The sequence below is a fragment of the uncultured Arthrobacter sp. genome (genome assembly GCF_947493765.1).
Taxonomy (GTDB): domain Bacteria; phylum Actinomycetota; class Actinomycetes; order Actinomycetales; family Micrococcaceae; genus Arthrobacter_D.
In genome coordinates this window covers 39,328-58,541 of the sequence record NZ_CANLSZ010000008.1, presented here as the reverse complement: position 1 = coordinate 58,541, position 19,214 = coordinate 39,328, and the positions used below count along the sequence as shown (strand labels likewise).

Sequence of the window (19,214 nt, the reverse complement as noted above, 5' to 3'; positions counted from 1 at the left end):
GAGCCCCGCTTCGGGTGAAGCGGGGCTCTTCTGCTGCTGTGTCGCGTGCGTGATGCACCGCGACGGGGCAGCTGATGCTACTTGAGGGTGACGGTGGCGCCGGCAGCCTCGAGGGACTCCTTGGCCTTGTCCGCAGCTTCCTTGGTGGCACCTTCGAGGACGGCCTTGGGGGCGCTGTCCACGACGTCCTTGGCCTCCTTCAGGCCCAGCGAGGTGAGCGCGCGGACCTCCTTGATGACGGCGATCTTCTTGTCGCCGGCAGCCTCGAGGATGACGTCGAACGCCGTTTGCTCCTCTTCCTCCGCGACGGCTCCGCCGCCTGCGGGGCCTGCAACTGCTACCGCAGCGGCAGTGACGTCGAACGTCTCCTCGAACAACTTCACGAAGTCCGAGAGTTCGATGATCGACAGTTCCTTGAAAGCTTCGATGAGCTCTTCGTTGCTGAGCTTCGCCATGGGAGGCGTCCTTCCTTTAGTGGTGCACGGCACCTTCAGTGTGTGGAACGGGAGAAGCTAGTTCTCCTCGGGTGCTGCGACTTCCTCGACCGGGGCCTCCGTGGCAGCTTCTGCTGGCGCGTCGGCTTCCTCGGTGGCTGCAGGAGCGTCCGCTACGGGCGCAGCGCCGTTCGTCTCCTCGAGCTTGACGCGCAGCGCGTCGACGGTACGCGCCAGGCTGGACATCGGTGCCTTGAGGACACCGGCCACCCGGGCGAGCTGGAGTTCGCGCGATTCCAGGGCCGCGAGTGCGGCCACGGCGGCAGCGTCGAGGGCCTTGCCCTCGAAGATGCCGGTCTTGATGATGAGCTTCGGGTTGGCTTTCGCGAAATCCGTGAGGCTCTTGGCCGCTGCAACCGCGTCACCCTTGATGAAGGCGATCGCGGTGGGACCGGAGAGCTGGCCATCGAACGCGTCGATGCCGGCTTCCTTCGCCGCGATGCCGGTCAAGGTGTTCTTGACGACGGAGAACTTGGTGTCGGCGCCCAGGGCGCGACGCAGTTCCTTGAGCTGTGCAACGGAGAGCCCGCGGTATTCGGTCAGGACAGCGGCGGTGGAATCGTTGAAATCTGTGGTGATCTCGTCCACTGCAGAAACCTTTGTCGGCGTTGCCATAACCCTCCTTCCGGGGATTGTGCGCCGGTTGTTCCCGCCCCAATAAAAAACGCCCCGCGCAGATGCACGGGGCTTGGCCCACCGGGAGGTCGTCCCGGGGAGGAGCTTCGTTCACCTGCGTAGGCCGCTCCTTCTCGGAGCTTTCGGACCCAGCCCCTTCTCCTGTGCGACATGCGTGCGTGGAGTGGGACCTGGTCGACCGACGGTCTTTGGTACCACCAGCCTACGTGAGGTGCCCAGCCCCGCCAAATCACGTACAGCACCCGGGATCGCCCCGAACGTGGAAGAGCCCCGCAGCGGGCGCTGCGGGGCTCTTCGACGTCGGTCAGCTCGCGAAGACCTTCGTGACGTTCGGGTCCACGGGGATGCCCGGACCGAACGTGGTGGAGACGGTGGCCTTCTGGATGTACCGGCCCTTCGACGCGGACGGCTTCAGGCGGAGGATCTCCTCGAGCGCAGCGGCGTAGTTCTCGCCGAGCTTCTGCTCCTCGAAGGAGACCTTGCCGATGATGAAGTGCAGGTTGGAGTGCTTGTCCACCCGGAAGTCGATCTTGCCGCCCTTGATGTCCGTCACGGCCTTCGCGACGTCCGCGGTGACGGTGCCGGTCTTCGGGTTCGGCATGAGGTTGCGGGGGCCGAGGATCTTGCCCAGGCGGCCCACCTTGCCCATCAGATCCGGTGTGGCCACGGCGGCGTCGAAGTCGGTCCAGCCGCCCGAGACCTTCTCGATCATGTCGTCCGACCCCACGAAGTCGGCACCCGCGGCGATGGCCGCCTCGGCCTTCTCGCCGGTCGCGAAGACGAGGACGCGGGCGGTCTTGCCCGTGCCGTGCGGCAGGTTCACGGTGCCGCGGACCATCTGGTCCGCCTTGCGGGGGTCCACTCCGAGACGGAAGGACACCTCCACCGTGGCGTCGAACGAGGAGGGATTCGTGTCCTTCGCCAGACCGACCGCCTCGAGGGGTGCGTACTGCTTGTCCGCGTCGATCTTCGCCGCGGCTCCTCTGTATGCCTTGCTGCGCTGTGCCATCTGCCTGTTCTCCTTATGCAGTCGTGGTCGTCGGACCGCGCTCGGCCCTGCCACTGACGAGCGGCGCCGCTCCGGCGCCTCTCGTCTGATGAATGGTGGTGCGCAGACCGATGTCACGGCCCGCGCAGGTGAGGGTCTGTCAGCCCTCGACGGTGATGCCCATGGAGCGGGCCGTACCGGCGATGATCTTCGCCGCACCCTCGACGTCGTTGGCGTTGAGGTCCTCCATCTTCATGGTGGCGATCTCCTCGACCTGGGCGCTGGTGAGCTTCGCGACCTTGACGGTGTGCGGCGTACCCGAACCCTTGGCGACTCCCGCTGCCTTCTTGATCAGCTCGGCCGCCGGAGGCGTCTTGGTGATGAAGGTGAACGAGCGGTCCTCGTACACCGTGATCTCGACCGGGATGACATTCCCGCGCTGGGATTCCGTGGCCGCGTTGTAGGCCTTGCAGAATTCCATGATGTTGACACCGTGCTGTCCAAGGGCAGGACCGATGGGAGGAGCCGGGTTGGCGGCGCCCGCATTGATCTGCAGCTTGATGAGTCCGGTGACCTTTTTCTTGGGGGCCATGAAAGGGTCCTTCTCTTGCAGTGTGGTTCGCCGGGACAGGAGCGTCCCGACGGTGGTGGCCGTCATGGCGTGACGGCCCTTGCGACGCTCCCGGCCGAGGAGGCCGGAGGCGTCGAAGCTTTACTGGATCTTGGTGACCTGGCTGTAGGACAGCGTGACCGGGGTCTCGCGCTCGAAGATCGACACGAGCACCACGAGCTGCTGGGACTCGTGCTTGATCTCGGAGATGGACGCCGGGAGGGTCTCGAACGGCCCCTCGTTGACGGTCACGGACTCCCCGACCTCGAAGTTCACCGTTGCCGGCGTGAACTGGGGCTGGACGGGCTTGCCCGACTCGGCGTCCATGTGCACGATGGTGTGCTCGAGCATCGAGAACACCTCGGCCAGGCTCAGCGGGACCGGGTTGTGCGCGTTGCCCACGAAGCCTGTGACGCCGGGGGTGTGCCGCACGGCTCCCCACGACTCGTCGGTGAGCTCCATGCGGACCAGGACGTAGCCGGGGATGCGCACGCGGTTGACGATCTTCCGGGTGGTGTTCTTGATCTCCACCACTTCTTCCATCGGCACCTGGATCTCGAAGATGAAATCCTCCATGTCCAGCGTCTGGATGCGGGTCTCCAGGTTCGCCTTCACACGATTCTCGTACCCGGCGTAGGAGTGGATGACGAACCAGTCGCCCTCCTGGCGGCGGAGCTTGGCCCGGAAGTCCGCGACCGGATCCGCAGCGGGCTCCTCGTCGGTGACTGCGTCGGCGTCCGAGCTGTCGGTGGGGTCGTCGTCCGTTCCGTCGACCTCGTCCGAGCTGTCGGTGGAGTCGTCGTCGCCCTCCGGTTCGGCCGGCGTTGCCGCACCGTCCTCGTCCGCACCGTCGTCGTCCGCACCGTCGTTGAATGCTGCCCCGGAGTCGTCAGCAGGCACGCCGGGCTCGGAGGCCGCCGCGACGGTCCCTTCCCCTGCGTGCTCCTCGTTCTCCAGACCGTCCTCGGAAGTGATCTGCTGTTCGAGTTCTTGCTCGGACACCTAGCCCTGCTTTCTGACATTCTTCGGAAGTTGTCTTGCTTGTCTGTTCCGGGCTCCTGACGGGCGGCCGGAACCGTGATCAGCCGTCGCCGAACACCCAGACCGCGCCGGCTCCGAACAACAGGTCCAGGCCGGTGACGAGAAGCATCATGATGACCAGGAAGATGAGGACCGTGATGGTGAATCGCACCAGTTCGCGGCGCGTCGGCGTGACGACCTTCCCGAGCTCCGCGAACACCTGGCGGACGAACAGGATGATGCGTCCGAAGAAGCCGCGTCGGGGAGCCTTGCTGTCCCGAGACCCGCCCCTGGAGCTGCTCGCAGCCGTGTCGGTCACCGTCAACCTCATCAATCTGTGTGGGTGCCAGCGGGACCACCGCGCGGCGCCCCAGCTGATCATGTCTACCGCCGACCGCGGACGCGCCGGATCTTCGTGATCTGTTTCTGCCGCGTCCCCACGACTCTTCCGTGGGGACCACGCGCAGGGCAGACAGGACTCGAACCTGCAACCTGCGGTTTTGGAGACCGCTGCGCTACCAATTGCGCCACTACCCTTCGATGCCGGACCGTACCCACTCGGGACCACCCTGTCCGGGCACGATCCATCATGGTGTCCAACACCAAGGGTCAAGTCTACGCATTGCGCCGCTGAACGTCGAACCCGACGGCGCGCGCGGCCGCCGGGCGCCCGTGCCCGGTGCTGACCCCGAGCCCGGGCCCGCGCGATCGCGCGGATATGAGGTCCCGCGGCATGCACCGCATAAGCTGGACGCATCCATGGAACCTCACTGAACGGGGCACGATGAACGCGACGACCGACGACTCCCTCCGCGCAGCGCTCCCCCGGATCTCGGAGCGGATCGGCTCCATCGCCGAGTCCGCGACCCTGGCCGTCGATGCGAAGGCGAAAGCCCTGAAAGCCGCCGGTCGTCCGGTCATCGGCTTCGGGGCCGGGGAGCCCGACTTCCCCACCCCGGACTACATCGTCGAGGCGGCCGTCGACGCGGCCCGGCAACCGCGCTTCCACCGCTACTCGCCCGCGGGCGGACTCCCGGAGCTCAAGCAGGCCATCGCGGAGAAGACACTGCGTGACTCGGGATACGCGGTCGATCCGGCCCAGGTCCTCGTGACCAACGGCGGCAAGCAGGCCGTGTACGAGTCCTTCGCCGCTCTCCTCGACCCGGGGGACGAGGTGCTCCTCCCCACCCCGTTCTGGACCACCTATCCCGAGGCCATCCGTCTCGCGGGCGGCGTGCCCGTCGAGGTGTTCGCCGGCCCCGAGCAGGGATATCTCGTCACCGTCGACCAGCTCGAGGCGGCGCTGACCCCCCGCACGAAGGTGCTTCTCTTCGTCTCCCCCTCCAACCCGACGGGAGCGGTCCATGCCGCGGAGGCAGTGCGCGAGATCGGCGAATGGGCGGCCGCACGCGGTCTCTGGGTCGTCACGGACGAGATCTACGAGCACCTCACGTACGACGACGTCCCCTTCACCTCCATCGCGACCGCCGCGCCGTCGCTGGGGGACAAGGTGGTGATCCTCAACGGCGTCGCGAAGACGTACGCCATGACCGGCTGGCGCGTCGGCTGGATGATCGGCCCGCAGGACCTCGTCGGGGCGGCCACCAATCTGCAGTCCCATGCCACCTCGAACGTCTCCAACGTGCCGCAGATGGCGGCCCTCGCGGCGGTGTCCGGACCGCTCACCGCGGTGGACGAGATGAAGGTGGCGTTCGACCGCCGCCGCCGCGCCATGGTTGCCGGGCTGAATGCCATCGACGGCGTCGAGTGTCCCACCCCGCACGGCGCCTTCTACGCCTATGCCGATATCCGGGGCCTCCTCGGCCGCAGCTTCGACGGCGTCCGGCCGGGGTCCTCGGCCGAGCTCGCCGCGCTGATCCTGGAGAAGGCCGAGGTCGCCGTCGTCCCCGGTGAGGCCTTCGGGCCCAGCGGCTACCTCCGGCTCTCGTACGCGCTCGGCGACGAGGATCTCGCGACGGGTGTGGCCCGGTTGCAGGAGTTCCTCGGCTCCACCCGCTGAAGCAGCACCCGCGCGTCCGGCGGCCCGGTCGGGCGACCGAGGGATCCCGGGAGGAACCCCTTCACGTATACCCCCATAGGGTATAGTCTCGACGATCTGTAGCCCTTCCTCGCGGAGCCACCGGGCGGCGGCGCGTTCGGGTCGCGCGGCGGGTCGTGGACCTGTGCGGGACGGGACCGATCAGCACAGCCGTCGTTGCAGCTCGTCGACCAGCAGGAGGCCGTCGTGTCCGGATATCTGAACATCCTCGTCATGCTCCTCGTCGCGCTCCTCGTCGCGGGGTGCCTGTACGGCGTGGCACGGCTCGTCACCGTGGCGCGGGACCCGCTGACGAGCCTGCCCTTCCAGTCCGGCTGGGAACCGTCCGAGCACGCGCTGTCCCGCTACCACGCGCGGTACTATCCCCTGGCCATGCTCTTCCTGGCCTTCGACGTGGAGATGCTCTTCATGTATCCGTGGGCGGTCATCGTCGCCGATACCGGGATCGGCGCCGTCATCGAGATGTTCGTCTTCCTGGGCGTCCTGATGGCCGGCGTCGTCTGGGCCTGGCGCGAAGGGGCACTCCGGTGGACCTGACGGCCGTCGTCGCCCGCATGGCTGTCCGGCGCCCCCATGTCCTCGTCGTCGAGGTCCCGGGATGGGGCCGTACCCGGATGACCGCCGAGCGTGAACTCCGCCGGCGGGGCTGGGTACCCGCGAACTCACCGGCCGACGCCGACATCCTGCTCACCTGCGGGACACCGGGCCCGGAGTTCAGCGAGATCGTCGACCCGGTCTGGGACCAGCTGCCCGGTCCGAGAGTGCGCATCGGTGCGACGGAAGGGGATCAGGTGCCCGGGCTGCTCGACGGGTCCCGGCGAGCGCTGCTCGACGGCACGGTTCAGCGCGAGGACGCCGAGGCCCGGACCGCAGCAGCCGGTGGGACTCCCGACGAGCACGGGGACATGGACCACGAGGACATGGACCACGAGGACATGGACGACGGGGACATCGACATGCCGATGCCCGGGGGGATCGGTCTGGCCGAGGGAGGAACCGACCGGGACGGCCTCGACCTGGATGTGCTGCAGGTCCGGCTGGGTCCGGTCCTGCAGCACTGGCCCGCGGGACTCGTGGTGCGCTGCTCGCTCCAGGGCGACGTCGTCACCGACGCCGCCGTGGAGGTCCTCCCTGCCGCCGGGTGGCACCTGGACCGGACCCATGACGGTGCAGGGGCACTGCATGGCACCGCGCGGTCCGAGAGCGCACGGTACTGCGATCAGGCGGCCGGCGTGCTGGCTCTGCTGGATCTCGAACGGCTGTCGCTGCGGGCGATCCGCCTTCGGGACGCGGTGCTGGACGACGTGCCGATCGGGAAGGTGGCGGCGGAGGTGGAGCGTCTCGGTGAGCGGCTCCGCCGATCCCGGACGCTGAGCTGGTCCGTCCAGGATCTGCCGGGTGTCCACGAACGGCTGATCGCCCTGCTGGACGGCGCCAGGACCGCACTGCTCGGCGATGCCGACACCGCGGCTCCCCTCCGCTCCCCCGCTGCCGAGACCGAACGCCTGGAGCGGATACCGGGGTTGATCACGGGTCTCGACGTCGCGGGCGCACGGCTCGTGATCGCGTCCCTCGGACTGGACACGGCGGTTGTCGCCGCGGAGGGTTCCGATCGTGGCTGACGGCATCCTCCAGGTGGGTCCGCTGGGCACCGTCATCGCCACCGTGCTCCTCGGGGTCGTCGCTGTGCTGGCCGCGGGCTTCGACGGCGCCGTGGGTGCGCGGCTCCAGGGTCGACGTGCCCTCCCGGGAGCAGCTGCACCGGTGTGGGAGGGTGCCCGGCTGCTCAGGCAGCGGCGCCGGACGATCGTGGCCGCCGACTCCCTGCTGTGGCGGATCGGCGTCGTGGGCCTGCTCGTGGTGGCACTGCTGAAGGTCGCGGTCGTCCCCCTCGGCGCCTGGACCGTCGCCGATCTCTCCGTGGGCGTGGTGTGGTTCAACGCCATGGACGTCATGGTGTGGGCTTTGGTGTGGCTCGTGGGGTGGGGAGCGAACAGCGCCCACGCACTGATCGGCGGGTACCGCTTCCTCGGACAGGCGCTCTCGTACGAACTGCCGCTGATGTTCGCCCTGACCGGCCCGGCCATTGCCGCCGGGAGCCTGCGGGTGGGTGAGGTGGTCGCGGCCCAGGAGGAGCTCTGGTTCGTGGTCTGGATGCCGGTGGCCTTCCTCGTCTTCTGTGCAGGAGTGGTGGCCTTCTCCGTCTGGGGGCCCTTCGGTGCGGCCGCGGGCGGGGACATCGCGGGCGGTGTCCTCGCCGAGCTGTCGGGCGTCGACCGCCTCCTGCTGCTGGCGGGCCGGTACGCGCTGCTGAGCGCCGGGGCCGGATTCGCCGTCGCCCTGTTCCTCGGGGGCGGATCCGGTCCGTTCGCCCCCGCGTGGGTGTGGACGCTCGTGAAGACCCTCGCCGTCCTGGCGATCCTCGTCGGGGTGCGGCGGCTCCTGCCCGTCGTACGGCCCGACCGTCTGGCGGAGGTCGCCTGGATCGTCGTGCTGCCCGCAGTCCTGCTCCAGCTCCTTCTCGTCAGTGTGGTGGTGGTCCGATGAGTCCCGTGCTCGATGCCGTCTTCTGGGTCCTCGCCGTGATCTCCGTCGCCGCGGGCATCGCCGTGTTCCGGGTGGATTCGATGGCCCGGGCCACCTATGCCCTGGCGGTCTCCTTCGTGGCCGTCGGCGCCATGCTGTTGCTGCTGAACCTCGAGTACATCGGGGTGATCACCATCCTGATGATGGTCATGGAGATGGCGGTGATGGCCATCTTCATGATCATGTTCATGGGCATGAACCCGGCCCTCATGCCCATGAGCATGGTGCACAACAGGGTGGGATCGCTGGTCCTCGCCCTCGGGGTGTTCGTCGTCCTGGCGGGGGGCGCGCTGCTCGTCGACTGGCCCGAACGCCGCGGTGAACCGGCCGGGGAGCTGACCCGGTCGCTGGGGGAGGCCGTCATGGGCTCGAAGATGCTGGTCATGCTCACCGTCAGCCCGCTCCTGTTCGCCACGCTCGTGGCCGCGCTGGTCCTGGCCAACCCGCGCGGACGCTACGACAGATTCGGCGACGACCTGCGTGCGACGACGCCGAGGGGTCCCGGCGAGCGGGGTGAGCAGGCATGACGCTCGATACCGTCCTGGTGATCGCGGCCGCCCTGTTCTCCGTCGGCGTCTACGGGGCGCTGTCCCAGCAGGTCGTCGTCATGGTGATGATGGGCCTGGAGCTGATGCTCAACGGCGTGATCCTCGCCGCGGCGGGTCTGTGGTGGTTCCTCTCGCCGGCCCCCGACGGTCAGGTCCTCCTGCTGGTGGTCATCGCGGCGATGACCGTGGAGATGGCCATGGGCTTCGCCGTCGCGACGCTGCTCAACCGGTCCAGGAAGTCCGACATGACGGACATGGCGACGGACCTGAGCGGATGAGCGTGCTGCTGTGGTCCCTCGTCGGCCTGCCGGCGCTGGCCGGAGCGGTGCTCTGCCTGGGCGGGCGCCGCCTGGCGACGTCGGCCGCCCCCGTGTCCGTGTCGGTGGTCTCGCTGGTCCTCGTGCTGTCCGTGGTGGCGGGGGCGCGCCGTCCGGCGCTGGAGCTCCCCTTCATCGGCGGCGCCGGCTTCGGCCTGGCCGTCGATGCCCTCTCGGCCCTCGTCCTCCCGTCGGTGGCGCTCGTGGCCCTGCTGGTCCTGATCTTCGCCTCGGCCTCGGGCACGGCGGCGGAGGTCTCGCCGCCGGCAGGGTTCCACGGACTGATGCTCCTCTTCGTCGCCGCGGTGGTGGTGACGGTGACCGCGACCACCCTCCCGGCCCTCCTCTTCGCCTGGGAGCTCATGGGCGCCATGTCCTACGCCCTCATCGGTTTCCGGTGGCAGGACCAGCACCGGGTGTCGGCGGGACTGACCGCTTTCCTGACCACCCGGGCGGCCGATCTCGGGCTCTACGTGGCGGCAGGAGCAGCGCTCGCCGCAGGGACAGGTGCCGCCTTCCGGGAGCTGTCCGCCGCCCCCGAGGGCTGGAGGACCGTCATCACCGCCGGGATCCTCCTGGCAGCCCTGGGCAAGGCGGCCCAGCTGCCGTTCAGCTTCTGGCTCTCGCGGGCCATGGAGGGCCCGAGTCCGGTGAGCGCCCTGCTCCATTCGGCGGCCATGGTCGCCATGGGCGGCTACCTGCTGCTGCGTGTGGCGCCCCTGCTCCAGGCGACGGGATGGGCCGGCCCGGTCACCTCGTGGGTGGGCGTCACGACGGCGCTGGTCCTGGGGGTCGTCGCCGTGGCGCAGAAGGACCTCAAGCAGTTGCTGGCCGCGTCGACGGCGGCGCAGCTCGGTTTCGTGGTGCTGGGCGCGGGCCTCGGCGCGGTGGCCGGCGGGACGGCGCACCTGATCGCCCATGCGGCGACGAAGGCCCTCCTGTTCCTGGTCGCGGGCGCCTGGCTCTCCGCGCTCGGGACGAAGAAGCTGAGGGGCCTGCGCGGGGCGGGGCGCCACTGGCCCCTGGTGGGCGTCGCCTTCAGCCTCGGTGCGCTGAGCCTGGCCGGGGTGGCTCCGCTCGCCCTGTGGGCGACCAAGGACGGGGTACTCGCGGCTGCACTGGAAGCATCACCGGCACTGTACGGCGTGGGACTCGTGGCGTCGGCGCTCTCCGCGGCGTACGCGGGCAAGGCCCTGGTCCTCGTGTGGCGTCGCCCCGGGCCGGGTACTTCCGGCACCTGGGACACCGAGGAACGGGGCACCCGCCGGATCGGCCTCCGGCAGCGGATCCCCCTGGTCGTCCTGGCCGTCGGTGCGGTGGGTCTCGGCGTCCTGGCACTCCCCCCGCTGGCCGACTCCGTCCGTGCCGCCCTCGGGGACGGGGGCTCCCCCGCAGCCTCCCGGGGAGAACTGATCCTCTCCGCCGTGCTGGCGCTGATCGTGCTCGCCGTCGTGGCCCGGTTCGGCGTGGTGGAGCCGCGGTGGGCCCTCCGGTGGTTCGGCCTCGAGACCGCGGTGCACGCGCTCGTGGTCCGTCCCGTCCTCTCGCTCTCGGTGGCCCTGGCACGCTTCGACGACCGCGTGGTGGATCGCGGCGTACTGGCCGGCGCACTCCTCGCTGCACGAGCGGGACGGGGGGCCGCCCGCTTCGACGACGCCGGGCTCGACCGGGCCGTGGCGGCGGCCTCGCGCGGTGGGCGCCGGAGCGCCACGGCGACGGCACGGATCGATGCCGATGGCGTCGACGCCGTGGTGCGGGCGACGGGTCGGGGCGCGCGCCGCTTCGGCGGTCTGGTCCGCCGGCCCCAGACCGGTCAGGTCCACCACTACTATGCCCAGGCCACCGCGTTCCTCGTGGCGGCGCTCGTCCTCCTGCTCCTCGTGAGGTGACCGTGCTCAGTCTCGTCGTTTTCCTGCCCCTTGCCGCCGCCCTCGTCCTGGCGGCCCTCCCGCGGATCCCGGACGCTGCGGCACGGTGGGCGTGGGTGGCGGTCACGGCCGTGGAGGCGGTTCTCGTCACTGCGCTGTGGGCGGCGTTCGAGCCTCCGGGCGACGGCGGTGTGGCGTTCGAGGAGCAGGTGGCGTGGATCCCGACGGTGGGCAGCAGCTATCACGTGGGGGTGGACGGACTGTCCCTGCCCTTGCTGGCCCTCACCGCCGTGGTGTTCCTCGCCTGCGCCGTCTACGCGGTCCGGGAACAGGACAGGCCACGTCCGCAGGCCGCCCTGTTCCTGTTCCTGCAGACCTCGTGCCTGGGGGTGTTCGCCGCACAGGACCTCATCCTGTTCTTCCTCTTCTTCGACCTGTCGATCGTGGGGATGTACTTCGTGATCGCGGGCTGGGGGCACGACAATGCCGCCTCCTCCGCCCTGAAGTTCTTCCTGTACACCTTCCTGGGATCCCTCGCCCTGCTCCTGGGCTTCATCGGGCTCTACCTCGCCTCGGAACCGCGGACCTTCGACATGGTCGAGCTGGCCGCAGCGGCACCGCTGGACGGCAGTCCCCTGGCAGGCGGGCTCGTCCTCGGGGCGATCCTGCTCGGGCTGGCCATCAAGACCCCCACCTTCCCCTTCCACACCTGGCTCCCACCCGCCCACACGGACGCACCGGCGATCGGATCCGCGGTCCTCGCCGGGATCCTGCTGAAGCTCGGCACGTACGGCTTCGTCCGGATCGCGATGCCCATGCTCCCCGAGGCCTGGCGGGACTGGGCCTGGGTCATCATCGTCGTCGGGATCGTCTCCGTGCTCTACGGAGCCCTGGTGGCCCTGGCCCAGACCGATCTCAAGCGGATGATCGCCTACACCTCGGTGAACCACATGGGCTACGTGGTCCTCGCGGTCGGAGCCGCCGGGGTGGCCGGAGGGACCGATGCGCAGGCGCGGCAGGTGGCGGTCACGGGGGCACTCACCCAGATGGTGAGCCACGGACTCATCACGGCCGCCCTGTTCCTGCTGGCCGGGGTGCTGCGGGGCAGGGCGGGGACCTACCACATGGGGTCGTTCGGCGGGATCGCCGCGGTGGCACCGAAGTTCTCCGTCCTCTTCGCCGTCGGGGCGTTCGCCTCCCTGGGCCTGCCGGGTTTCAGCGGGTTCATCGCGGAGTTCCAGATCTTCGCCGGGGCGATCGGTACGGTTCCCTGGACCGCACTCGCGCTGCCCGGCATCCTGGTCACGGCCGCCCTGTTCCTCCTCGCCACGCAACGCCTCCTGACCGGGCCGGTGCGCGGCAAGGCCTTCGACGTCACGGATCTGCGGGCACCGGAGCTGCTGTCCATCGGCCCCCTCCTGCTCCTGTCACTGCTCATCGGCATCTTCCCGCGCCCGCTGCTGGACCTCGTCGAGCCGGCGGCGGCAGCCGTCGTCGAGCTCGTGGGACGCTGACCCGTGGATGCCGGCATGAGCATGGACGCGGACTTCGCGGCCCTCCTCCCGGAGATGATCGTGCTCGCCGGGGCGATCACCGCCCTGCTCGCGGGCTCCTTCCTGCCCCGGACCCGGCAGGGCCTCACCCGCCTGATCGCGCTCACCGCGCTGGCCGGGGGTGCGGTCAGCGCCGGGGCCGGACTGTCCGGGACGGCGCGGACGGTGTTCGAGGGCAGCTTCGCGCTCGACACCCCCACCGCCGTCGCGCGCCTGGTCATCTGCTCGGCGACGCTCCTGGTCATCTGCCTGGGAGGTGACGAACTCGGCGGCACCCCGAGGGAGAGCGAGACGTACGCGCTGATGCTCCTCTCCGCGCTGGGCGCCATGGTGCTGGCAGGGACCGACGACCTGCTGATCCTCGCAGTGGCCTATCTGCTCGCCAGCATCCCCCTCTACGCCCTGATCGGCATGGGCCGCTCACCCGGCGCCGCCGAGGCCGCCCTGAAGACCTATCTCCTGGGCGCCTTCCTCGGGATCGCCCTGCTCCTCGGCGCCACCATCCTGTACGCCCTCGCCGGGGCGAGCGCCTACGACCAGCTGCGTGCCGGGCTGGTCGACGTACCGTCGGGCGCCGTCGCCGCGGGTCTCCTCGGAGTGCTGGCCGGGATCGCCTTCAAGGCCGGTGCGGTGCCGGGCCACTTCTGGGTCCCCGATGCCGCGCAGGGCGCGGGGGTCGCCGTGGCCGCGTTCCTGACCACCGTGCCGAAGATCGGGGCACTCGTCGCGGCCTACCGGCTCCTCACCACGATCCCTGCCACCGTGGACGCAGCCCTGCTGATCGCCGTCCTGGCTGCCGCCAGCATGACCATCGGCAACTTCGCCGCCTTCTCCCAGACCGACGTCCGCCGCCTGCTGGGCTGGTCCACGGTCAGCCAGGCGGGCTACCTGCTGGTCCCCGTGGCCGTCGTCGGGACCGGTGCGCTGGCGCTTCCCTCCCTGCTCTTCTACCTGGCCGCCTACGCCGTGTCGAACCTCGGCGCCTTCGCCGTCGTCGCCGCCACCGGACACGACGAGCTCGGGCGGTACCGGGGCCTCGCGCGGAGGAGCCCGTGGCTGGCCGGCGTCCTGGTGGTCTGCCTCCTGAGCCTCGTCGGCACGCCACCCACCGTCGTGTTCGTCGGGAAACTCACCACCTTCACCGCGGGCTGGGACGGCGGTTTCGCCTGGCTGGTCGTGGTGGCGGCGCTCAATACGGCAGCGAGCCTGTTCTACTACCTGCGCTGGCTCGCCCCCGTCTTCCGGCCCGCGGAGTGCGATCAGGACGCGCCCGGGCCCGGTCCGGCGCCTCGGCGATGGCCGGCCACCGTGGCCCTCGTCGCGGGAGGCGTCGTCCTGGTGGGCGGTGTGGGGGCCGGCGCTGCCTGGCCGGCCCTCGAGGGGGCCCTGGCCGGCCTGTAGTCACGCAGGATCGGCACGATGCGCCGCCGGGGTCCGGGCGCACGGACCCCGGCTCAGAGGAGCCGTCGCTCCGAGGCCCAGCGGGTCAGCTCGTGGCGCGAGGAGAGCTGGAGTTTGCGGAGCACGGCGGACACATGGGTCTCGACCGTCTTGATCGAGATGAACAGTTCCTGCGCCGTCTCCCTGTAGGTGTAGCCGCGGGCGATCAGGCGCATGACCTCGAGTTCGCGTGCGGAGAGGCGGTCGAGTTCGTCGTCGACGGCGACCGCTGCGGTGCCGAACGCATCGAGGACGAACCCCGCGAGTCGGGGTGAGAAGACGGCATCGCCCGTGGCGACCCGGTGGACGGCGGCCGTGATGTCCGGCCCGGAGATGGTCTTCGTGACGTAGCCGCGAGCGCCGGCCCGGATCACGGCGACCACGTCCTCCGCGGCGTCCGAGACGCTCAGGGCCAGGAAGCGGGACCCCGCACCGGACGCGGCGCACCGGAGGATGACCTCCGCCCCGCCTCCCCCGCGTCCGCCCGGCAGGTGGACGTCGAGGAGCACGACGTCGGGCTCGGTGGCCCGGACGACCGCCTCGGCCTCCTCCACCGTGGACGCCTCACCGAGCACGTCGATCGTCGCGCCCAGCGTGGCGCGCAGGCCGGACCGGAAGATGCCGTGGTCGTCGACGATCACCACGGAGACGCGCGCGCCGCCTGCCGGGCCCGTCGGTTCCCGGGTCATCCGGCGTCCCTCCCGCTCCCCGCCCCGGAGGCTCCGCTCCGGTCGGTACCGGCGGCGGTCCGCGGGAGCCGGAGGTGCACCTCGGTGCCGTCGGGACCGGTCCTGAGCTCTGTCGAGCCGCCGTAGCGCAGCATCCGGCTGCGGATGGAGTCGCGGATCCCGGCGCGGTCGGCCGGCACCTGGTCGGGATCGAAGCCGCGACCACGGTCCCGGACGAACACCTCGATACTGTCCGGGCCGGCCTCGAGGTACACCGAGACGGCCACGTCCGCGTGCTTCGCGGCGTTCAGCACGGCCTCCCTCGCCGCCTGGGAGAGGGCGTCCTCGGCGGGTCCGAGGGCGGCATCGCCCACGGCGACCACCGAGACGGGATGGCCGTAGAGATCCTCGATCTCGCCGGCCGTCGCGCGGAGGCGCTCGGACAGGCTGCCCGGGTCCCGGGAAGGATCGGCGAACAGCCATCGACGGAGTTCCCGCTCCTGGGCCCGGGCGAGGCGCAGCACGTCGGTCTCGGAGTCCGCCCTGTTCTGGATCAGGGCGAGCGTCTGCAGCACCGAGTCGTGCAGATGGGCGGCGATCTCGGCCCGCTCCGCCTCCCGCACCCGCGATGCCCGTTCACTCTCCAGATCGCGCCAGAACTTCAGGCCCCAGGGGGCGAGGACCAGGCCCACGCCGGCGAGGACGGCGACGACGGCGATCAGGGTGGTCATCGTCAGGGACAGCGACGTGCTGCTGGACAGTGCCACGAGGACACCGGCGACGACGAGGACGATGCCCGCCCCGAGGCGCACGCCCCAGCCGGGCCTCCCGGCGCGGGCCTGGCTGACCAGCCGGGCCCGCCGGGCGTCGTCGAGCTGGGACCAGGCGAGCGCCGCGCCGATGACGACCACGGAGACCGGGACGAGGAACGCCCAGTCCACCTGCACGCCGAGCACCTGCGCCAGGAGCACCGCGGCCGCGATGAGCAGTCCCGCGCCGAACAGGATCTCCCGCCGACCGGCCCGGCGCGCCCGCTCACCCCAGGATTCCGGCTCGCCCGGACCGGGCTGGGTCGGCGTCGGGCGTGATTGCGGCGGCCCCGGTGCTGTCGCGCCGGCGCCGGCGTCCCGTCCCGCGACCTGCCGCCCACCCGGAGGCGTGACTGCGGCGGGGCCGGCGTCGCGCATGTACGAGGCAGGGCCGCTCCGGCGGTCGAGGTCCGCCCGGTCGGCGGTGGTGGGGACGAAGAGCCACAGCCAGCCGTAGAGGACCACGCCTGCCCCGGACGCGAGGGTGAGCAGGACCATGGCGAGGCGGATCCAGCCCGCGGCGATCCCCAGGTGGACGGCGAGTCCGGCGCACACTCCGGCGATCACGCCGTCGCGCCCGCGCACCAGGGGTGGTCTCATCACTCCATGAGACCACGCGGGCACGCAGGCGGCACGGCACCCGGAGCAGAATCAGGGGCAGCTCAGGGTCCACTCAGGGCAGTCCCCGATGGCACCCGCGCGCTCCCGGCGGAAGGATGGAGGCATGAACCCATCACCGGGCGGGCCGGCCGAGCAACGGGAACCGGACCACGCCGATCAGCACCACCCTCCCGCCTCGTCCGCGTTCTTCCGCTGGATCCGGGGCCTGCACGTCGTCCGGACGCAGGATCGCTGGGTGGGAGGTGTCGCCGGTGGCGTGGCCCGCCGCACCGGCCTCGATCTGGCCCTGGTTCGCGGGCTGATCGTGGTCCTCGTGATCTTCGGCGGCATCGGCGTGCTCCTGTACGGCCTCGCGTGGGCGCTGCTGCCCGAACCGGACGGGCGGATCCACGTGGAGCAGGCGGGGCGTGGTTCCTGGACCACCGGCCTGACGGGAGCCTCCGTCCTGGTGGCCCTGGGGCTGCTGCGGCCCGACCTCCCCGGCCTCGGGGACGACGGGAGCGGGCTGCTGTGGGCCCTGTTCTGGATCGGCGCCGTCGTGCTCTTCGTGTACTGGGTCGTCAACCGCTCGGGCAGGTCCGGGCCCCGGCCGGGAGTGCCGGACCGGGCGGACGCGGCGCCGGAGGACCGGCCGGCGCCGCCGGAGGACCTGCCCTATCCGCTGCCCTACCAGCCCGGTCAGGGCGCCTGGGCCGGCTCGTCGTTCGCATCCTCCGCCGGCAGCCCGGGTGGACCGCTGCGACAACGGACCGATCCGCTGCCGCAGCGGCGGCGTCCCCTCCGTCCGTCCGGGCCCGTCACCGCGCTGCTCGTCGGTGGAGCGATCACCGTCGCCGCCCTCGTGCTCGCCCTGGACCACACCGGTGTCCTCCGCTTCGCCGACGCCCCGGTCGTGGCGCTCGCCACCGCCGCGATCATCCTGGCGCTCGCCGTGATCGCCCTCGGGGTGCGGGGCCGGACCTCCGGCCTCGTCGGCGCCACGGCGGCCGTGGCGGCGATCGGCGCACTCGTCGCCTCCTTCGCGGTCGTCGGCGGGACCCTCGCCCTGGCCCAGCAGACCATCGCCCGGCCGGGGTCCCCCGAGACGGCGGCGCAGGGGTACGGCAATGTCGCGGCAGCGAGCACCATCGATCTCACCGGCCTCCCCGCTCCCGAACGGGACCTCGTCGTGCCGGTGAACTCCCTCGCCAGCGAGGTCACCGTGCGGGTCCCCGAGGACGTGGCGGTCGAACTGCGGGGAGGCATGCCGTTGAGCAGCGTGAGCGTCCGCGGGCCCGACACCACCGCACGTTTCGCCGACGGCGACGTCGGAGCCCTCGATCTGGGCCGGGACGAGGTGACACCCGATACCGCCGGTCCCGCGATCGTCCTCGACCTGGGCGGCGCGCTGAGCGACGTGACGCTCGTCAGGGTGCCGGCCCCCGTGGATCCCGGACCCCCCGCGACCGTCGACCCGACCCCGACAGGAGAGACCCCATGAGCACCTCCCTCACCCCGCCGGAACCCAGCCCACGCGTGACGACCGTCGTGTGGGGGACGGTGCTCCTGATCATCGCCGCCCTGGTCCTCGCCGGGCAGTTCTTCGCCCTCTCCATCGATCCGGTGATCCTCACGCTCGGCCTGCTCGTGGGCGTCGGGCTGTCCCTCGTGATCGGCGGCATCCTCTCGCTCCGCTCGCGCCACCTCTCCGGGGCGGACCGGGACGGCGCCGACCGGGACCGCTCGGACCCGGACCACGCCGACTGGGATCGCTCGTACCTGGACCACTCGGACCCGGACCGTTCAGACACTGGGACCGACGGGAGTCCGGGATACTGGAAGGGCTAGCTCCCCTCCCGTCCCGGGCACCCCCTCATCGAAAGGCAGACCATGCAGACCTTCTACCGCGTCCTGCGCTCCTCCCCCCTCAAACGGGCTCCGGGAGGTCTCCTCGGCGGCATAGCCTCCGGTATCGCCCAGCAGTTCGGCTGGCGCGTCTCCTACGTGCGGATCGGGATGCTGCTCAGCTTCCTCCTCCCCTTCATCAGCCTCCCGCTCTACGGGGTGCTGTGGCTCCTGCTCCCAAAGACCGACGGGACGATCGCCCTCGAGACGCTGCTGAACCGCTGACACGCGAGCCCGGCGCATACGGAGTGCTCCAGCGCCGGATGCGCCCTCGCCTCCGGGCACCTGAGAGGATGGGTGCCGTGCCGAAGACCCCAGCCGCCCGTCGCTTCCCCCGCCTGCTCATCGCGGCTGGCGTGTTCCTGTTCGTCTCCGGCTTCTTCCTGGTCCGGTTCCCGGATGTCGAGGGGGCGAGCTACGCGTCCTACGGCTTCAATCTGCTTATCGCCCTGCCCGCCTTCGTCGCGATCGTCCGGCAGTTCGGCCCCGCCCGCGGTGTGGGTGCGCTGGCCGCCGTGTCCGTCTTCGGGTATCTCATCGAGGGATTCGGCGTCGCGACCCACATGCCGTACGGCGAGTTCTACTACGGGGACCCGCTCGGTCCCACCATCCTCGGACTCGTTCCCTATCTGCTGCCGCTGTCCTACGTGCCGCTCGTCATCGGGGCCGTCGCCGTCGTGTCCGGCAGCGGTACCGCGCTGCGCAGGATCGTGCTCGGCGGGCTGCTGCTGGTCGTGATCGACGGCGTCCTCGACCCGGGAGCCGCGGCCCTCGGGTTCTGGATCTGGCCGGGCGGCGGACCGTACTACGGGGTCCCGCTCTCCAACTACGGCGGATGGCTGATCTCCGGGCTGATCGCGTCCGCCCTCGTGACGTGGATCGGAGGGCGGCACCTCACCGAGGTACCCCTTCGCCCGGGACTGCTCGACAGCCTGCTCGTCTCCATGGTCCTGTGGCTGAGCGTGTGCATCTTCTCCGGCCTCGTGGTCCCCGCCGTGCTCGCTGCGGCGCTGATCGTCCTGATCGCTCGCCGCCGGCTGCAGCTGACCCGGTCCCGGACCGCACCCACCGGTGCGGTCGAGGCGCAGGACGCCGTCCGCAACCCCTGAGCCG

At 70.7% G+C, this 19,214-nt stretch carries 21 protein-coding genes and 1 tRNA gene; 13 read left to right on the top strand and 9 right to left on the bottom strand.

Annotated features, from left to right (window positions below; all coding sequences use genetic code 11):
• Positions 1-77: 77 nt before the first annotated feature.
• From rplL to Q0747_RS11665, 7 genes are all read right to left on the bottom strand, one after another.
• Complete coding sequence (rplL, locus tag Q0747_RS11695) at positions 78-455, bottom strand: 50S ribosomal protein L7/L12 (RefSeq protein WP_298254826.1); 378 nt, start codon at positions 453-455, stop codon at positions 78-80.
• Between the two features lie 57 nt (positions 456-512).
• Positions 513-1,109 carry a 50S ribosomal protein L10 gene (gene rplJ, locus Q0747_RS11690; protein ID WP_298254824.1) on the bottom strand — a complete coding sequence of 199 codons (597 nt, stop codon included), beginning with the start codon at positions 1,107-1,109 and terminating at the stop codon, positions 513-515.
• 325 nt (positions 1,110-1,434) lie between these two features.
• Complete coding sequence (gene rplA, locus Q0747_RS11685) at positions 1,435-2,139, bottom strand: 50S ribosomal protein L1 (RefSeq protein ID WP_298254822.1); 705 nt, start codon at positions 2,137-2,139, stop codon at positions 1,435-1,437.
• A 139-nt stretch (positions 2,140-2,278) separates the two neighbouring features.
• The gene (rplK, locus tag Q0747_RS11680) at positions 2,279-2,710 is read right to left on the bottom strand and encodes a 50S ribosomal protein L11 (protein ID WP_298254820.1); all 432 of its coding nucleotides are present in this window, start codon (positions 2,708-2,710) and stop codon (positions 2,279-2,281) included.
• Between the two features lie 120 nt (positions 2,711-2,830).
• Positions 2,831-3,730 carry a transcription termination/antitermination protein NusG gene (gene nusG, locus Q0747_RS11675; RefSeq protein ID WP_298254819.1) on the bottom strand — a complete coding sequence of 300 codons (900 nt, stop codon included), beginning with the start codon at positions 3,728-3,730 and terminating at the stop codon, positions 2,831-2,833.
• 79 nt (positions 3,731-3,809) lie between these two features.
• Positions 3,810-4,067: a preprotein translocase subunit SecE gene (secE, locus tag Q0747_RS11670; RefSeq protein WP_298254816.1), complete on the bottom strand. Its 258-nt coding sequence runs from the start codon at positions 4,065-4,067 to the stop codon at positions 3,810-3,812.
• A 145-nt stretch (positions 4,068-4,212) separates the two neighbouring features.
• A tRNA-Trp gene (locus tag Q0747_RS11665) sits at positions 4,213-4,285 on the bottom strand.
• A 247-nt stretch (positions 4,286-4,532) separates the two neighbouring features.
• On the opposite strand from Q0747_RS11665, the gene Q0747_RS11660 reads away from it, so the two are divergent.
• The 9 genes from Q0747_RS11660 to Q0747_RS11620 all read left to right on the top strand — a co-directional run bounded on the left by Q0747_RS11660 (position 4,533) and on the right by Q0747_RS11620 (position 14,080).
• Positions 4,533-5,768 carry a pyridoxal phosphate-dependent aminotransferase gene (locus tag Q0747_RS11660; protein ID WP_298254814.1) on the top strand — a complete coding sequence of 412 codons (1,236 nt, stop codon included), beginning with the start codon at positions 4,533-4,535 and terminating at the stop codon, positions 5,766-5,768.
• 225 nt (positions 5,769-5,993) lie between these two features.
• Positions 5,994-6,344 (top strand): NADH-quinone oxidoreductase subunit A, encoded by a 351-nt coding sequence (locus Q0747_RS11655; RefSeq protein WP_298254812.1) that lies wholly within the window; start codon positions 5,994-5,996, stop codon positions 6,342-6,344.
• Positions 6,335-7,429 (top strand): hypothetical protein, encoded by a 1,095-nt coding sequence (locus Q0747_RS11650; protein WP_298254810.1) that lies wholly within the window; start codon positions 6,335-6,337, stop codon positions 7,427-7,429. The genes Q0747_RS11655 and Q0747_RS11650 overlap by 10 nt, the downstream gene beginning before the upstream one ends.
• Complete coding sequence (locus Q0747_RS11645) at positions 7,422-8,354, top strand: NADH-quinone oxidoreductase subunit H (protein ID WP_298254808.1); 933 nt, start codon at positions 7,422-7,424, stop codon at positions 8,352-8,354. Before Q0747_RS11650 ends, Q0747_RS11645 begins: the two co-directional genes overlap by 8 nt.
• A complete protein-coding gene (locus Q0747_RS11640) occupies positions 8,351-8,920 on the top strand; it encodes an NADH-quinone oxidoreductase subunit J (protein ID WP_298254806.1) in 570 nt (189 codons plus the stop codon). Before Q0747_RS11645 ends, Q0747_RS11640 begins: the two co-directional genes overlap by 4 nt.
• Complete coding sequence (locus tag Q0747_RS11635) at positions 8,917-9,219, top strand: NADH-quinone oxidoreductase subunit K (RefSeq protein ID WP_298254804.1); 303 nt, start codon at positions 8,917-8,919, stop codon at positions 9,217-9,219. Before Q0747_RS11640 ends, Q0747_RS11635 begins: the two co-directional genes overlap by 4 nt.
• Positions 9,216-11,147, top strand: a complete 1,932-nt coding sequence (locus Q0747_RS11630) for an NADH-quinone oxidoreductase subunit L (RefSeq protein ID WP_298254802.1) — start codon at positions 9,216-9,218, stop codon at positions 11,145-11,147. The genes Q0747_RS11635 and Q0747_RS11630 overlap by 4 nt, the downstream gene beginning before the upstream one ends.
• Entirely contained in the window at positions 11,144-12,640 is a 1,497-nt protein-coding gene (locus tag Q0747_RS11625; protein ID WP_298254800.1) for a NuoM family protein, read from the top strand. The genes Q0747_RS11630 and Q0747_RS11625 overlap by 4 nt, the downstream gene beginning before the upstream one ends.
• A 15-nt stretch (positions 12,641-12,655) precedes the next feature.
• Positions 12,656-14,080: an NADH-quinone oxidoreductase subunit N gene (locus tag Q0747_RS11620; protein ID WP_298254798.1), complete on the top strand. Its 1,425-nt coding sequence runs from the start codon at positions 12,656-12,658 to the stop codon at positions 14,078-14,080.
• A gap of 53 nt (positions 14,081-14,133) precedes the next feature.
• Here the strand turns inward: Q0747_RS11620 and Q0747_RS11615 are convergent, their stop codons facing one another.
• Together Q0747_RS11615 and Q0747_RS11610 are read right to left on the bottom strand one after the other, a co-directional pair.
• A complete protein-coding gene (locus Q0747_RS11615) occupies positions 14,134-14,808 on the bottom strand; it encodes a response regulator transcription factor (RefSeq protein ID WP_298254796.1) in 675 nt (224 codons plus the stop codon).
• Positions 14,805-16,196: an ATP-binding protein gene (locus Q0747_RS11610; RefSeq protein WP_298254794.1), complete on the bottom strand. Its 1,392-nt coding sequence runs from the start codon at positions 16,194-16,196 to the stop codon at positions 14,805-14,807. Before Q0747_RS11610 ends, Q0747_RS11615 begins: the two co-directional genes overlap by 4 nt.
• A 124-nt stretch (positions 16,197-16,320) precedes the next feature.
• Here Q0747_RS11610 and Q0747_RS11605 point away from each other — a divergent pair, with 124 nt between their 5' ends.
• The 4 genes from Q0747_RS11605 (at position 16,321) to Q0747_RS11590 (ending at position 19,210) form a co-directional block, all read left to right on the top strand.
• Entirely contained in the window at positions 16,321-17,697 is a 1,377-nt protein-coding gene (locus Q0747_RS11605) for a PspC domain-containing protein (protein ID WP_298254792.1), read from the top strand.
• Positions 17,694-18,044 carry a hypothetical protein gene (locus Q0747_RS11600; protein ID WP_298254790.1) on the top strand — a complete coding sequence of 117 codons (351 nt, stop codon included), beginning with the start codon at positions 17,694-17,696 and terminating at the stop codon, positions 18,042-18,044. The genes Q0747_RS11605 and Q0747_RS11600 overlap by 4 nt, the downstream gene beginning before the upstream one ends.
• 42 nt (positions 18,045-18,086) lie before the next feature.
• Positions 18,087-18,326, top strand: a complete 240-nt coding sequence (locus Q0747_RS11595) for a PspC domain-containing protein (protein WP_298254788.1) — start codon at positions 18,087-18,089, stop codon at positions 18,324-18,326.
• A gap of 77 nt (positions 18,327-18,403) precedes the next feature.
• Positions 18,404-19,210 (top strand): carotenoid biosynthesis protein, encoded by an 807-nt coding sequence (locus Q0747_RS11590; protein WP_298254786.1) that lies wholly within the window; start codon positions 18,404-18,406, stop codon positions 19,208-19,210.
• Positions 19,211-19,214 lie beyond the last annotated feature (4 nt).

Coding starts and splice junctions, on each gene's coding strand:
- rplL (WP_298254826.1), bottom strand. CDS start 455: ATGGCGAAGCTCAGCAACGAAGAGCTCATCGAAGCTTTCAAGGAACTG.
- rplJ (WP_298254824.1), bottom strand. CDS start 1,109: ATGGCAACGCCGACAAAGGTTTCTGCAGTGGACGAGATCACCACAGAT.
- rplA (WP_298254822.1), bottom strand. CDS start 2,139: ATGGCACAGCGCAGCAAGGCATACAGAGGAGCCGCGGCGAAGATCGAC.
- rplK (WP_298254820.1), bottom strand. CDS start 2,710: ATGGCCCCCAAGAAAAAGGTCACCGGACTCATCAAGCTGCAGATCAAT.
- Q0747_RS11660 (WP_298254814.1), top strand. CDS start 4,533: ATGAACGCGACGACCGACGACTCCCTCCGCGCAGCGCTCCCCCGGATC.
- Q0747_RS11640 (WP_298254806.1), top strand. CDS start 8,351: ATGAGTCCCGTGCTCGATGCCGTCTTCTGGGTCCTCGCCGTGATCTCC.
- Q0747_RS11635 (WP_298254804.1), top strand. CDS start 8,917: ATGACGCTCGATACCGTCCTGGTGATCGCGGCCGCCCTGTTCTCCGTC.
- Q0747_RS11630 (WP_298254802.1), top strand. CDS start 9,216: ATGAGCGTGCTGCTGTGGTCCCTCGTCGGCCTGCCGGCGCTGGCCGGA.
- Q0747_RS11620 (WP_298254798.1), top strand. CDS start 12,656: ATGAGCATGGACGCGGACTTCGCGGCCCTCCTCCCGGAGATGATCGTG.
- Q0747_RS11615 (WP_298254796.1), bottom strand. CDS start 14,808: ATGACCCGGGAACCGACGGGCCCGGCAGGCGGCGCGCGCGTCTCCGTG.
- Q0747_RS11610 (WP_298254794.1), bottom strand. CDS start 16,196: ATGAGACCACCCCTGGTGCGCGGGCGCGACGGCGTGATCGCCGGAGTG.
- Q0747_RS11605 (WP_298254792.1), top strand. CDS start 16,321: ATGAACCCATCACCGGGCGGGCCGGCCGAGCAACGGGAACCGGACCAC.
- Q0747_RS11600 (WP_298254790.1), top strand. CDS start 17,694: ATGAGCACCTCCCTCACCCCGCCGGAACCCAGCCCACGCGTGACGACC.
- Q0747_RS11595 (WP_298254788.1), top strand. CDS start 18,087: ATGCAGACCTTCTACCGCGTCCTGCGCTCCTCCCCCCTCAAACGGGCT.